The organism is Hymenobacter plasmatis (assembly GCF_020711255.1).
In the GTDB taxonomy this organism is placed as follows: Bacteria; Bacteroidota; Bacteroidia; order Cytophagales; family Hymenobacteraceae; genus Hymenobacter.
On sequence record NZ_JAJFAW010000023.1, the window covers coordinates 29,782 to 42,668 of the forward strand.

Annotated in this window: 13 protein-coding genes and 1 tRNA gene; 8 read left to right on the forward strand and 6 right to left on the reverse strand. The window is 59.6% G+C overall.

All coding sequences use genetic code 11. The annotated features are described in order from the left end of the window. Positions 1 to 117: 117 nt before the first annotated feature. Positions 118 to 780: a DUF4159 domain-containing protein gene (locus tag LJ738_RS15870; RefSeq protein WP_068198726.1), complete on the forward strand. Its 663-nt coding sequence runs from the start codon at positions 118 to 120 to the stop codon at positions 778 to 780. Positions 781 to 786: 6 nt separating this feature from the next. Here LJ738_RS15870 and LJ738_RS15875 read toward each other — a convergent pair whose 3' ends face one another. From LJ738_RS15875 to LJ738_RS15895, 5 genes are all read right to left on the reverse strand, one after another. Beyond that, entirely contained in the window at positions 787 to 1,341 is a 555-nt protein-coding gene (locus tag LJ738_RS15875; RefSeq protein ID WP_227787372.1) for a hypothetical protein, read from the reverse strand. 38 nt (positions 1,342 to 1,379) lie between these two features. Further along, positions 1,380 to 1,952, reverse strand: coding sequence for a 1-acyl-sn-glycerol-3-phosphate acyltransferase (locus LJ738_RS15880; protein ID WP_227787373.1), 573 nt, complete (start codon positions 1,950 to 1,952; stop codon positions 1,380 to 1,382). Positions 1,953 to 2,060: 108 nt separating this feature from the next. Continuing rightward, positions 2,061 to 2,825: a patatin-like phospholipase family protein gene (locus LJ738_RS15885; RefSeq protein ID WP_068195434.1), complete on the reverse strand. Its 765-nt coding sequence runs from the start codon at positions 2,823 to 2,825 to the stop codon at positions 2,061 to 2,063. Positions 2,826 to 2,935: 110 nt separating this feature from the next. Next, complete coding sequence (locus LJ738_RS15890) at positions 2,936 to 3,784, reverse strand: MBL fold metallo-hydrolase (protein WP_227787374.1); 849 nt, start codon at positions 3,782 to 3,784, stop codon at positions 2,936 to 2,938. Positions 3,785 to 3,877: 93 nt separating this feature from the next. Next, positions 3,878 to 4,825, reverse strand: a complete 948-nt coding sequence (locus tag LJ738_RS15895) for an acetyl-CoA carboxylase carboxyltransferase subunit alpha (RefSeq protein ID WP_227787375.1) — start codon at positions 4,823 to 4,825, stop codon at positions 3,878 to 3,880. 305 nt (positions 4,826 to 5,130) lie between these two features. On the opposite strand from LJ738_RS15895, the gene LJ738_RS15900 reads away from it, so the two are divergent. Further along, a tRNA-Asp gene (locus LJ738_RS15900) sits at positions 5,131 to 5,204 on the forward strand. 177 nt (positions 5,205 to 5,381) lie between these two features. Further along, entirely contained in the window at positions 5,382 to 6,692 is a 1,311-nt protein-coding gene (locus LJ738_RS15905; RefSeq protein ID WP_227787376.1) for a site-specific integrase, read from the forward strand. Positions 6,693 to 6,926: 234 nt separating this feature from the next. Here the strand turns inward: LJ738_RS15905 and LJ738_RS15910 are convergent, their stop codons facing one another. Continuing rightward, positions 6,927 to 7,121, reverse strand: a complete 195-nt coding sequence (locus LJ738_RS15910; RefSeq protein WP_035560018.1) for a hypothetical protein — start codon at positions 7,119 to 7,121, stop codon at positions 6,927 to 6,929. Positions 7,122 to 7,192: 71 nt separating this feature from the next. Here LJ738_RS15910 and LJ738_RS15915 point away from each other — a divergent pair, with 71 nt between their 5' ends. The 5 genes from LJ738_RS15915 to LJ738_RS15935 all read left to right on the forward strand — a co-directional run bounded on the left by LJ738_RS15915 (position 7,193) and on the right by LJ738_RS15935 (position 12,746). Further along, entirely contained in the window at positions 7,193 to 7,831 is a 639-nt protein-coding gene (locus LJ738_RS15915; protein WP_227787377.1) for a thermonuclease family protein, read from the forward strand. 58 nt (positions 7,832 to 7,889) lie between these two features. Then, on the forward strand, positions 7,890 to 8,636 hold the full coding sequence (locus LJ738_RS15920; RefSeq protein ID WP_227787378.1) for a hypothetical protein: 747 nt from the start codon (positions 7,890 to 7,892) through the stop codon (positions 8,634 to 8,636). A gap of 102 nt (positions 8,637 to 8,738) precedes the next feature. Then, positions 8,739 to 9,506, forward strand: coding sequence for a hypothetical protein (locus tag LJ738_RS15925; RefSeq protein ID WP_227787379.1), 768 nt, complete (start codon positions 8,739 to 8,741; stop codon positions 9,504 to 9,506). Between the two features lie 135 nt (positions 9,507 to 9,641). Then, the gene (locus LJ738_RS15930) at positions 9,642 to 10,676 is read left to right on the forward strand and encodes a PDDEXK nuclease domain-containing protein (protein ID WP_227787380.1); all 1,035 of its coding nucleotides are present in this window, start codon (positions 9,642 to 9,644) and stop codon (positions 10,674 to 10,676) included. 888 nt (positions 10,677 to 11,564) lie between these two features. Beyond that, positions 11,565 to 12,746 carry a PDDEXK-like family protein gene (locus LJ738_RS15935; protein WP_227787381.1) on the forward strand — a complete coding sequence of 394 codons (1,182 nt, stop codon included), beginning with the start codon at positions 11,565 to 11,567 and terminating at the stop codon, positions 12,744 to 12,746. Positions 12,747 to 12,887 lie beyond the last annotated feature (141 nt).

Genomic DNA, 12,887 nt, shown 5'->3' on the forward strand with positions numbered 1-12,887 from the left:
CGCAGCCCAGAATTAGCCTTGGCATACGGATTTCGTCAGCCCCCGCAGTTTGGGAACCAACTTTGCGGCTCCCGCTTTTACTTTACCAAAGGCTGATTTTATTCCATGCCCTCCGCCATGCTCAAAAACCTGTTCCTTTTTGCTGCTTTGCTCTTCAGCACGTCGGCTGGCCCGGCTACCTCCAGCTTCAAAATCGCGAAGCTGCACTATGGCGGCGGCGGCGACTGGTACGCCAACAAAACCTCGCTGCCGAACCTGATTCAGTTCTGTAACCAGACCCTGAAAACCAACATCGCGCCCGAAGAAGCCACCGTGGAGCTGGACGCGCCCGAGCTGCTCACCTACCCCTTCGTGCACATGACCGGGCACGGCAACGTCACCTTCACCGCCGCCGAGGCCAAGAACCTGCGCCGCTACCTCACCGGAGGCGGCTTTCTGCACATCGACGACAATTACGGGCTGGACAAATTCATCCGTCCCGAGATGAAAAAGGTATTTCCGGAGCTGGAATTTGTGGAGCTGCCGTACTCACACCCCATTTACCACCAGAAGTTTGCCTTCCCCCGCGGCCTGCCCAAAGTGCACGAGCACGACGGCAAGCGGGCCCAGGGCTTCGGCTTGATTTACAAAGGCCGGCTGGTGTGCTTCTACAGCTACGAATGCGACCTGGGCAACGGCTGGGAAGACGTGGGCACCTACCCCGAAGACTCCCCCGCCATTCACGACGCGGCCCTGCGCATGGGCGCCAACCTGGTGGCGTATGCCCTCACCCAGGACTAGCCCGCGCTAGTACTTGCGCTGAAAGATTTCGCTGAGCACAAAAGCCGTGCGCACCCCATCGGGCTGCCGCAGCATTTGGCGCACGGTTTCATTGAGAGGCTGCTCGGGCAGCACGACCACAGTGGGCCGGCTGGCCTCCATTGGGGCTTGGGCCGAAGCCCGGGGCAGCGAGGAAGACCGGCGGGCAACCGGAGCGGGCGCATTGCGCAGGCGGGCCATAGCGGGCGCTTCCAACGACGCCGGCCGAATCTCGGTCCGCTCCTGCGACCGGGTGGGCCGCGCCAGTTCGCGCGGCATCAGGCGCCCGCCGGGCGTGCGGAGCACGGTGGGCTGGGGTGTAGCCGGCGTGGGCTGGCTACCTGGCTCAGCAGCGTTGCGCGCCTGCATCTGCCGCAGCATCTCCTGGAACGTGGCCGTGGGCAGCTCGGGCACGGCCCCACCGGGGCGAGTGGGCCGTTCGCGACTTTCCCGGGCGCTGGTCTCCTGCGCTTTCATTATCAGCCGGAACACAAAGGCTCCGAGGGCAAAAAGTATCCAGAGCAGCGTGACTACCTTATCCATGGCCGGAAGGTAAGCGACGGCGCCAAATCAGGCAGGGGCTACCGCACGCCCTTCTCCGGAAAACGGCCGGTTTTGGTGCGGTAAAACGCCTTGATTTTTTCTTCATCGGCCTCGTAGTCGCCCGTTGGGTAAACGGCTTCGCCAATGCCGGCCTCTTTTTTCCCATAATCGAGGTAGCCCAACCGAATGGGAACGTGGGCGCCCAGCGCTGCAAAATAGTAGCCCTTGCGCCAGCGCGGCTGGTAGCTGCGGGTGCCTTCCGGCGTGATGAGGATGACCAGTTCGTCGTGCTCATCAAACAGCTTTACCATGCTATCTACGAGGCTATTATTCTTGCTGCGGTCTACGGGCAGGGCGCCCACGGCCCGAACCATCCCCCCCAGCAGCCAGTGTTCGGTCCACTCCTTTTTCACGGTAAAGCGCACTTCCACGTCCATGAGGTAAAACGCCGCCCGCGCCAGAATGAGGTCCCAGTTGCTGGTGTGCGGGGCCGCAATCATCATGCTTTTCTTGATTTCCGGGTTGGCAATTTGGCCCAATTTCCAGCCCGAAACCCAAAACACGAATTTGGCGGCGTAATACCAGAATGTAGAGCTTTTGCGGGCGGGCATTGGGATACGGTGGAGGTGAATGAGGGAATCAGCGGCCGGAGCAGTGGCGGCATTACGCACTACTGAGCTACAAATATGGCTTATTGGCCACCAAGCGTGGCGCTAACCTTACAGCAGCGCCTGCAGGGCCTCGGCTTGGTTCAGCGTGTAGCGGTACCCTATTTCGAAAAGCTCCGGCCCGCGCTTGTAGCTCAAGGGCCGAAAATGCCGGAGTTCAGGCGGCTCTAAAAGCAAATCGCACAGTCCTTTGCGCGAGGCCGTGTTGGCATTGATGGCCAGGTGCAGGGTGCGCTCCACTAGCCGGCGAAAGTTCGGAATGTGAGCTTCAGTGTTGATGGGGTTGCAGTGTACACCCACCACGCGCAGGTCGTCTTTTCCCAGCAACGGCTCAACTGGAAGGTTGTTAAGCAGGCCGCCATCCACCAATTGCCGCCCCTGATACTCCACCGGCCGGTACACAATCGGCACCGCCGACGAAGCCAGCAGTGGCGGCAACAGCGGCCCTGTATTAAAGTAAACCGACTCACCGGCCATGAGGTCGGTGGCCACCAGCGTAAGGGGCCGGCTCAGGTCCTCAAAATTGACGGTGGCGCCCAATTTCCGTGCTATCAGCTGCGACACCGCATCGAGATGCAGCAGCCCATACCGGCTAAAGGCCGGCCGTGTCAGGCGAAAGACATTGGTGGCCAGCAGCAGCCGCAGTATCTCCCGGGGCGCAAAACCAGCCGCATAAAACACACTGGCAATGGCCCCCGAGCTCACTCCGGCCAGCTGTGCCACGGGCAGTTGCAGCTCATCGAGGGCTGCCAGCACACCCAAATGCGCAATCCCACGCGCCCCGCCCCCCGAGAAAGCCAAACCCAACTGGGCCATTGTGATGTTTATGTTTGATTAATAAGCGCTTGGCGGCCGCGCCGCCACCGGGCTGGCACTGCCGCTGCTGCGCGTTACGCAAAACCAGCCGCAAACAACTAATTATGGCCTTATAAATCGGCCAGCCGCAGGGTATCGCCCAGGCGCAGGCCTTTTTCGGTGAGCTGCACGGTGCAGGCTTCGTTAGTGGGGTCGTGCTCGAGCAGCAACACCCAGTTTTCTTCGGCAGCGCGGCGCAGCACGGCTTCCTTCTCGGTCATCGTGATGAGCGGGCGCACATCGTAGCTCATCACATAGGGCAGCGGCACGTGGCCCGCGCTGGGCAGCAAATCGGCCATGAAAGCCAGCGTGCGGCCTTTATACTCCATCACCGGCACCATCATTTTCTCGGTGTGCCCGTCGGCCATGATGATTTCGCGGAACTGCGGCAGCGTGTGGGGCGCGCCCCCTTTCAGGTCCACAAATTTCAAGTGCCCGCTTTCCTGAATCGGCAGAATATTCTCCTTCAGGAAGCTGGCCTTCTCGCGAGGATTAGGCGTCACGGCCCAATCCCAGTGCGCCTCATTGCTCCAATATGTAGCATGAGGGAATGCCAGCTGCAGGGCGCCATCGGGCCGGCGCTGCACCGAACCGCCGCAGTGGTCGAAGTGCAGGTGCGTCAGGAAAACGTCGGTAATATCAGTGCTGGTGTAGCCCAACTTGCGCAACGATTTCTCCAGCGTATCGTCGCCGTGCAGGTAGAAGTGGCCGCGAAACTTCTCATCCTGCTTCTCCCCGATACCGTTATCAATCAGCAGCAGCCGGCTGCCATCCTCAATGAGCAGGCAGCGCATGGCCCAGGTGCACATGTTGTTGGCATCGGGCGGGTTGAGCTTCTGCCACATGCTCTTGGGTACCACGCCAAACATGGCGCCGCCGTCGAGTTTGAATAAGCCGGTGTCGATGGTATGGATGGTCATAGGTCAGTGAACAATTATCAGTGAGCAGTGTGCAGTTGCCAGGAGTTTACCGAACGACACTGTTCATTGCTCACTGATAACTGCTTACTGATTTTACTCCACCACTACGCCCATCGCCGAGAACTTATCAATGCGCTGGCTAATACGGTCTTCTGCCGGAATAGCGCCCAATTCCTTCATGGTCTTGAGCAGCGTGTTTTTCAGGATTTCAATCATCTGCTCGGGCGCCGTATGGGCCCCGCCTAGCGGCTCCTTCACAATGCCATCGACCAAGCCCGCCTTGTGCATGTCGATGGCCGTGAGCTTGAGCGCCTCGGCGGCCTGCTCCTTATAATCCCAGGTGCGCCACAGAATGCTGCTGCAGGATTCAGGCGAAATAACTGAATACCAAGTGTTTTCCAGCATCAACACCCGGTCGCCGATGGCGATACCCAAAGCGCCGCCCGAGGCTCCTTCGCCAATGATGATGCAGATAACCGGCACCTTGAGCATGAACATCTCCTTGAGATTGCGGGCAATAGCTTCGCCCTGCCCGCGCTCCTCCGCTTCCAGGCCCGGAAACGCCCCCATGGTGTCAATCAAGGTCACGATGGGCACGTTGAATTTCTCAGCCAGCTTCATCAGGCGCAAGGCTTTGCGGTAGCCCTCGGGGTTGGCCATGCCGAAGTTGCGAAACTGCCGCTCCTTGGTATTGTGCCCCTTCTGCTGGCCGATAAACATCACGGAATGGCCATCCAGCTCGCCCAAGCCACCTACCATGGCCTTATCGTCGCCAACGGTTCGGTCGCCGTGCAGCTCCACAAACTTGTCGACCATCCCGCCAATGTAGTCCAGCATTTGCGGGCGGTCGGGGTGGCGCGAAAGCTGCACACGCTGCCAGCGGGTGAGGTTGGCGTAGGTTTCCTTTTTGAGGGCCTTGATTTTGGCTTGCAGCGCCACCACGGCTTCGCTCACGTCGACGTCGCTCTCGTCGGCCAGCTTTTGCATTTCGAGAAGCTTGCCTTCGAGGGCAGCAATGGGTTGTTCAAAATCGAGGAGCATGGACTTAGGAATATTTCGAATGGAAAGACAGAAAGAATGACTGGTGAATGCGGGTTGCGGGCTGGCCGGGGCACAAACCTGCAACCTCACTGTTAACAAATGCCGTTCACCGGGCGAATGGCAAAGGTAAAACATCCGCCGCAGCGGCAACCCACAAAAATTAATGAGCCTGAAAAACAACATACAACCTTCCCCGCCCCCCCGTTTTTAGAAAAACTTTAACCCTGGGCTTGCAGGCCGTTGTTTTTATCCCCTACCTTTGCATCACCAAAACGGAAAACAGTCGCGTTTTTCGTCCGGCAAACGGTTTGGTAGTTCAGTTGGTTAGAATGCCGCCCTGTCACGGCGGAGGTCGCGGGTTCGAGTCCCGTCCAGACCGCTACCGTTTGCATACGGAGACCCCTAAAAGTCGCATATCTGTTCTCAGAAGCGGTTTTTAGGGTTTTTTGTTTTTGGACGGTTTCGGAAATAAAGTCCGGTTTAGGAGCATATGCGCCCCCACTGCCGCCCCCAGCGGCGGCCCCAAAAGCATCTCTCCCACTAAACCCTTTTTCCGATGACCATTACGTTTGAACGGCGGACCGACCGCCCGGACGCAGCGGGGCGCTGCACCATTCACCTGCGGGCTTACTTTGATAACCAGCGGCTGCGCTTCGCTACACGGGAGCGCTGCCTGGCCACGGAGTGGCACGCCGAGCGCAACCAGTTTCGGCGCAGCTTTGCCGGGGCACAGGAAGCCAACGAATATTTGCAGTCGTTGTGCGACCGGTTGCACGCCCACTACCGGCAGCTGCGAGCCGCCGGCGCGGTTATTACGCCCGAAGTATTGAAGGCGGTATTAGCGCCGCCCGTCGTGGCCACGCCCGTGGCCGAAGCGGAAGTACCGGTGTTTTGGCTGACGGACCTTTACGTGGACTATCAGGCGGCGCTGCTGGCCCGCGGCAACCTGGCACAGTCGCTGGAGTCAGTGGCGTCGACGCTGGTTCACCTGAAAGGGCTGGAAAAGTCGCTGAAGAAGCGGCTGCAGCTCGGGGATTACGACCTGGCCACCCACGACAAGTTTCTGGCTTACCTGCGCGGGACGCGGAAGCTGGCACAGAATACGGTGTGCAAGACGGTGAAGCACGTGAAGGCCTTTTTACGCTACGTGCGCGAAGACCGGCGGATGCCGGTAGCCGTGGAAGCGCGGGAAATGAAAATCAAGTGGACGGACGTGGAAAAGGTCTACCTGAGCGCCGCGGAGCTGACCTTACTGGAAAATGCCATGCTTCCCTCCTCCCTGGTGGCGACGCGGGATGCCTTTTTGTTCTGCTGCTACACTGGGTTGCGCCACTCAGATTTGACGGAGTTGAGCAAGGCCAACGTAAAAAACTGGGACGGGAGCCGCATCCTGCGGCTGACGCAGACCAAGACGCGCACGGCAGTGAGCATTTACCTCACGCCCCCCGCGGCAGCATTGCTCGACAAATACGAAGGGACGCGGGCCCACCTGCTGCCGTCGACGTCGAACCAGGTGATGAACCGCAACCTGAAGCGCATTGCGCAGCTGGCGGGGTTGCGGGAAATGGTGGAAGTGGTGACCGTTGAGGAGGGCAAGGTGGTGAAGCGGCAGCAGCCCAAGCACGAGCTGGTTAGCATGCACACGGCGCGGCACACCTTCGCGGTGCTCTCGCTGATGCGCGGGCTGCCGGTGGCCGTGCTGCAGAAGGTGCTGGGCCACGCCAAGATTCAAACCACGATGCTCTATGCCAAGGTGGTGGAAGACTTCCAGCACCAGGAGATGCGGCGGATATGGGAAGGGACTGCACTGCCAGTGCCGGCGGCGGTGCCCAACCCGGTTTGTGTGATTGAGACAGCAGTGGCGTAGGCTACGTAGCGAGTGTTATGCAGGAAAAAGCCCGGCTTGGTTGTACCAGGCCGGGCTTTTTAGTGGACAGCTGAATCAGTGCTTTGGCGTGGGCTTTGAAGCGTGTTCATTTTTTTACGCCGTTCACTAGTAGTGAACACCCGAAAATAATGAACACGGAACCTTGCCGCTATCGTCGGACGAGATAGCCGGATAGTGGCTGCTCCTACGCTTCAGACACGGGGGGACCATGCTCTAACTGCGGGCGAGGGCGGCGCGCACTTCCTGTTCGGGCAGGTGGGTGTACGCGCAAAACTCCTGGATGGAAACCAGGGCGCGGCTGGGCTTGCCGAGCTGCACCCGGATGCGCTGCAGCAGGCGCTTGCCGGCCTGGTAACCGTTGCCGGTGACGGCCGCTGCTTCCTTGGGATAAATGCAAACCTGGGACATAGTTGGTATCTGTGGGGTATAGTTGGCTAGGCGAATATACAACCCCTAAGAAGGGCCCGTAGGTTCGTATCATGAAACTTTTACAGCTGGTGCGGACAAGTGCCCGGGTGCTCCTGCTTTTGGCGGGAAGTGGCGTGGCGGCCGTTGGGGCCTTGACGTTTGCCCCGCAAAGCTGCACGGGCCCGGCACATGAGCGCCCTGCCAACGGGTTAACCTATACGGTAGCTGCTGGTCCGCCGCTCGTGACGGAAACGGTGCGCGTGGTGCGGGTGGTGGACGGCGACACCTACGACGTGCTGGCCGGCGGCCTGGTGCGCCGGGTGCGGCTGCTGGGCGTGGATGCACCGGAGCGGGACCAGCCTTTCGGTAAGCTGGCAACGGACTCGGTGGCGCGGCTGCTGTGGCCGGCGCAGCTGGTGCTGCTTACGCGGCACGGCGTGGACCTGTACGGACGGACCCTGGGCGCGGTGCGCCTGCCGGTGGCGGGCAAACCGGCGCTGGCGCTGGATTCGCTGCTGGTGGTGCGCGGCTGGGCGTGGGCCTGGGACCCAAACCATCGGATAGCGGGGCGGGCCGCGCAGCAAGCGGCGGCCCTGCAGGGGCGGCGCGGCCTGTGGAAATGCGGGGTGAGCCAGCCCGTGCCGCCCAAGCTGTGGCGGTCTTTTAATGCGCAAAACAAGCGGCGTTACGGGGTGGGCTGCACCTGGTAGCAATGTCGCACAAATGCAAGCAGCCGGGTTTTATCTCCAACTTTTATTTCCTCTTCTCATGGCCTCTCAAAATGGCATCCTGGGGTTGCAAGGCACGGTGGGCGGCCTTGTCTTCGCCAAAAACGGCACGGTCCGTCAGAAACCCGCCTCCAACAAAGCCGCCTTCGCCTCGGCGGCCTCGCTGGCCCGCACCCGCGAAAACGCGTCGGAATTCGGCCGCGCGGCCACCGGCGGCAAGCTCATCCGCTCGGCCTTCCGGTCGCTCATCGCCACGGCCTCCGACGCGCGCATGGTGAGCCGGCTCACCCAGCGCGTGCGCCAAATCGTGGGCCTGGACGAAGCCAACGACCGCGGCGAGCGGGTGGTGGACAAGGACAACGTCGGCGGCCTGCTCGGCTTCGACTTCAACAGCGGCGCGGGCCTGGGCCAAAGCCTGTTCTTCCCCTTCGCGGTGGCCACAGCCGGGGCAGACGTGACCCTGACAGTGCCCCGCCTGAACCCGGCCACCGACCTAGTGGCCCCGCAGGGCGCCACGCACTTCGAGCTGCTCTACGGGGTGGCGACGATGAACTTTGAAACCGGCACCTACGAGGCCGGCACGGTAGCGGCCCCCTTTGGCACGCAGGCGCTCAGCGCGGCCACCATGGCCGACCAGGCGCTGGTGGCCACGCTGCCCACGGCCCCGACGGCCGACGATGTGGTGATGGCCGTGCTGGGCGTCAACTTCTACCAGTCGCTGAACGGGAAACTCTACCCGCTCAACAACAACGCCACAAACCCGCTGGCCATCGCCTACGTGGCGTAAGGCCAGCGGCTAGGGTACGCGGCCGGCGCCGACCAGCGCCGGCCGTTTGGGTGGGGCTTGGCCCCGGTTTCTCTTGGTTTTACTTCTAATTCTCTCTTTCTAATGCTTTCAAGAACCGCCTATCAAAAACAAGCGGACAAGCGCCTGAAAACGGCGCTCAAGCTGCGCGCCCGCTACGACGGCCGGGTGCGCAAATACGCCACGGCCCTCGGCGCGGCCCTGGCGGGCGCGGCCGATGCCAAAGCGCGCGTGGACCGGATTAACCTGCTCTACGGCGTGGACGTCTCGACCGAAACGCTGCTGGTGCACGACCTGCGCACCGCGGGCCTGCCCGGCTTGCTCGGCACGAGCCTGGCCGCCAGCACCCCGGGCGAGGAAGTGCAATTCTTTAACGCCATCGTGGACGGCAACGGCGGCGCAGTGTTGACCTCTGATGTCCTGTTCGGGGAAGTGGTGGACCCCGCGGCGCCGGTGGCCGACGCGCCCCCGGTCGTGGTGGCCCCGCCGGTCGTAATCCAGCAGTCCCCGGCCCCGGCGGAGCCCGCCCCCTTGGTGGACGTCCCGCCGGTAGTGCCCACCCCCGTGGTTGACGGGACGGTAGCGGGGCAGGTAACGCTGGCCGGCCCGAACGGGACGCTGGCGGGCGTGACCATTGAATCGGCACCGGGCGTGAGCCTGGACTTTGCCCCGCTCTACAGCGGCAGCTCCACGCCGGTGGACATGTACCTGTTCGTATTCGTGGAGGACCCGATGACCGCCAAGGTGACGTTTGCCGACCGGTACGCCGGCCAGCCCTTTACCGTGCACCTGGCCGATGGCCGCACGGCCACAGGCCTCTTCACCGAAGGGTCGTATGGCATTGACGTGTAGCCGCGCTACTTACCAGTAGGATGAAAAGGCCAGCTCCCGCTTGGGGGCTGGCCTTTTTTATGTTGGCTTTGCGGGCCTCATGGCGAAATGGACGGGCCTGTTGAGGCTTCTCTTCGTTGACTTTACCTTCGCTGCATGTCTACTCTTTCGTTGCCGTCTGATTATCCGCAGTTCCTGGCGGAATTGAAGCGACACATCCGCGAAACCCAAGTGCGGGCGGCGCTGGCGGTGAACTCGGAATTGGTGCAGCTGTACTGGCGCATTGGCGACCAAATTCTGCAGCGCCAGCACCAGCAAGGTTGGGGCGCTAAAGTAATTGACCAGCTGGCGCAGGATTTGCGCCAGGAATTCCCGGAGGCGTCGGGCTTTTCGCCCCGTAATCTTAAGTACATGAGGGCTTTTGCGCAGGCCTGGCTGGATGCGTTAATTGTGCAACAGCTTGTTGCACAAATTCCGTGGGGTCATAACGTGCGCCTGCTGGACAAGGTAGCGGACCCGGCCGAGCGTGCATGGTACGTGCATCAGACGATTGAAAATGGCTGGAGCCGCAACGTGCTGGCCGCGCAGGTGGAGAGCAGCCTCTACCACCGGCAAGGGCGGGCGGTGAGCAACTTCAGCCGAACGCTGCCCGCGCCGCAGTCGGAGCTGGCGCAGCATATTTTGAAAGACCCGTACACGTTCGACTTCCTCTCCCTGGGAGCCGAGGCGCAGGAACGGGATTTAGAAAAGGGCCTGCTGGAGCACGTGCGCTCGTTTCTGCTGGAGCTGGGCAAGGGCTTTGCGCTGGTGGGCAGCCAGTACCATCTGGAAGTCGGCGGGCAGGACAACTACCTGGACCTGGTGTTTTATCACCTCAAGCTGCGGTGCTTCGTCATCATCGACCTGAAGATGAGCGAGTTCAAGCCCGAGGACAGCGGCAAAATGAACTTCTACCTGTCGGCGGCTGATGACCTGCTGCGCCACCCAAGTGACCAGCCCACCATCGGGCTGGTGCTGTGCAAGAGCCAGAACCGGGTAGTGGCCGAGTACGCGTTGCGCGGCCTGAGCCAGCCGATTGGGGTGGCCGAATGGCAGCTCACCCGCGCTTTACCCGCCGAACTGCGCCGCAGCCTGCCCACAACGGAAGAGCTGGATGCCGTGCTCGGACAGTCGGCGGCGCCACAGCCATAGCCGCCGGGGTATAAGTATTTTGGGGCAATCCGCTCTTTCATTTGCGTTAATGCCTGGGGGCCAGCAATAACGTTACGCGCAGGCCAGCGATGAGGGAGGGACGGCTTCCATGCCCTACTATCATTTCCCAATCCGGCCCAACATACGTCCGTAGTTCATCGGCTATCAGGGTTAATTCGTCCAAGCATAAGGGGGCGTCGGGGTGTTCCGCGATGGAAAGGAGGCATTTTCCGGTGGTAGCTGACCGTACTCCAACCGCTTGCGCTTGTTGGCAGGCGGCCGAAACGGCGCGCAGGGCCCGTCCCGGGCCGGAGGCGTAGGCTTGACCCACGCTGATGCCTGCCGCCTCGCGCAACGTGACATAGATGTCTTCGCATTCCACGTCCGTCGGGTCTTTGGCGTCAAGGAGTTCAGCTATACACGTTGTAAAGGCTTCGCGGAATGCTGGGGAGACCAATTGCGGCTCCGATGGCTGCGCTTGGGACCATTCGGCTAGGATGCTGCCGGCGTGGGCCAGCCGGTCGTAGTCTGGTCGAGGGGTAAAGGGGCGCGGGTGCCGCATAAGAAAGAGGGATTAAATAGGACGACAGGCAGCGAAGTTGAGCGTTTGCTTCATCAAACAGTGTCGTAGCCGAAACTGCCCATTGCTCAAGGTGCAATAAACAGCTGTTTTGCGGTTATTCAGCCATAAATGAGTAGGGTCCGCTGGGCTTTTCAGCCCGTCTTAAGCGTGTTTTGCGATGATTGAACTGAGACAGGTTAGTAATAGCTAAGTATTGGGAGTTATTAATAAAATAGAATAAACATATTCTTTCCTTTCAGCGTCATGGTTTGTCGTTATTGCGGGTCATCTTTACGCTTCCTAAATCTCACTCATTTCCACACTGTATGGACGAATCGGTACTTAAAAGAATGCTGAACCAAGTTTCGGCAATCGCGCGAACGCAGAAGAAGCTTGCGTTACTGAGCGGGGAAAACTTCAATGTGTTCCGAATTCTTAAAATTGAAACCCGGGAAGTGCGGACGCATTCGGCTTTTCTGGGGGAGTTGCTTAATCCGGATGGTAGCCATGGGATGCAGGATACTTTTCTGCGGCTTTTCATCGAGCAAATGGGCTTCGCGGACTTTGCAAACTTTGATACCGCGAGTGCCAAGCTAGTGGTGGAGAAACATATCGGCCAAATTGATGCCGACTATACCGAGGGCGGGCGAATTGATATCTACCTGGAATCTAAAGGAGAGTTTCTGTTCATCGAGAACAAGATTTACGCCGTCAACCAGCGCAATCAGCTGGAGCGCTACCGCCAGCATAAGCCGCACGCCAAGCTGCTCTACCTAACGTTGGACGGCGGCAACTATAAAGCACCTGCAGGCAGCATGCTCACCAAGGAGCACTACAAGGCTATTTCCTACAAAGAAGACATCACCACTTGGCTAAACAACTGCCATCGGGCGGCCGCTGCGTATCCGATTGTCCGGGAAACCATCCAGCAATACATTCACCTCATTAATCACCTCACCGAGAAAACACCCGATAATTTTATGAAGGAAGAAACAAAGCAGTTGTTGCGGGGAGATTATGCGAGCTTCGAGAGTGCCTGGTACTGTTCGCAGGTAGTCAATGAACTGAAAAGCGACATACTTAAGGAATTCGGGTCGGAACTGGAAAAGGCTTGGCCGATAGATGAAGTAAAGCCCGTTTGCCATCTGAGAGGCTACCCTATTACCATGGACCATTACCAAGATGACCCAGCGAGTGATATGTACTATTCATTCAAAATCGGGGCGCCAATTCATGGCCAGCAAGTCCCTGAAGAGGTTGCAAACACGTTCAGGACAATTGTTCGCCAAGTCAGTAACCAGATTGTAGTAGAAAAGAATGGCACTGCCTGGAGTCCATTTGAAAGAGTTCGCAACCCTTATAAGTGGACTCCCAGAGAGCAGTTTGAAATGGCAGATAAGAACCACCGCACCGCAGTAATTAACTCGATGATTGAGGAGTCAGATAGGGATGCTGCCAAGTTCGCTGATCTTGTTAAGGAATTACAGGAAGCGGTCATTCTCAGCTAAACTATTATGCTATAAGGTGCTCGGCCATCTGATGCATAGCGCGCCGGGCAAGGAAGCCGTTCTTTTCCACCAAATGCATGATGGGCACTGACGTGTAGCCAGACGGGGCCTGTCTAAACAGGGTTCTTCACGCTTAATAAA

Excerpts from the sequence above, each read along its gene's own strand:
- LJ738_RS15895 (WP_227787375.1), bottom strand. The coding sequence starts at position 4,825 with ATGCTCCTCGATTTTGAACAACCCATTGCTGCCCTCGAAGGCAAGCTT.
- LJ738_RS15890 (WP_227787374.1), bottom strand. The coding sequence starts at position 3,784 with ATGACCATCCATACCATCGACACCGGCTTATTCAAACTCGACGGCGGC.
- LJ738_RS15935 (WP_227787381.1), top strand. The coding sequence starts at position 11,565 with ATGGACGAATCGGTACTTAAAAGAATGCTGAACCAAGTTTCGGCAATC.
- LJ738_RS15910 (WP_035560018.1), bottom strand. The coding sequence starts at position 7,121 with ATGTCCCAGGTTTGCATTTATCCCAAGGAAGCAGCGGCCGTCACCGGC.
- LJ738_RS15930 (WP_227787380.1), top strand. The coding sequence starts at position 9,642 with ATGTCTACTCTTTCGTTGCCGTCTGATTATCCGCAGTTCCTGGCGGAA.
- LJ738_RS15920 (WP_227787378.1), top strand. The coding sequence starts at position 7,890 with ATGGCCTCTCAAAATGGCATCCTGGGGTTGCAAGGCACGGTGGGCGGC.
- LJ738_RS15880 (WP_227787373.1), bottom strand. The coding sequence starts at position 1,952 with ATGCCCGCCCGCAAAAGCTCTACATTCTGGTATTACGCCGCCAAATTC.
- LJ738_RS15870 (WP_068198726.1), top strand. The coding sequence starts at position 118 with ATGCTCAAAAACCTGTTCCTTTTTGCTGCTTTGCTCTTCAGCACGTCG.
- LJ738_RS15915 (WP_227787377.1), top strand. The coding sequence starts at position 7,193 with ATGAAACTTTTACAGCTGGTGCGGACAAGTGCCCGGGTGCTCCTGCTT.
- LJ738_RS15925 (WP_227787379.1), top strand. The coding sequence starts at position 8,739 with ATGCTTTCAAGAACCGCCTATCAAAAACAAGCGGACAAGCGCCTGAAA.
- LJ738_RS15885 (WP_068195434.1), bottom strand. The coding sequence starts at position 2,825 with ATGGCCCAGTTGGGTTTGGCTTTCTCGGGGGGCGGGGCGCGTGGGATT.
- LJ738_RS15905 (WP_227787376.1), top strand. The coding sequence starts at position 5,382 with ATGACCATTACGTTTGAACGGCGGACCGACCGCCCGGACGCAGCGGGG.
- LJ738_RS15875 (WP_227787372.1), bottom strand. The coding sequence starts at position 1,341 with ATGGATAAGGTAGTCACGCTGCTCTGGATACTTTTTGCCCTCGGAGCC.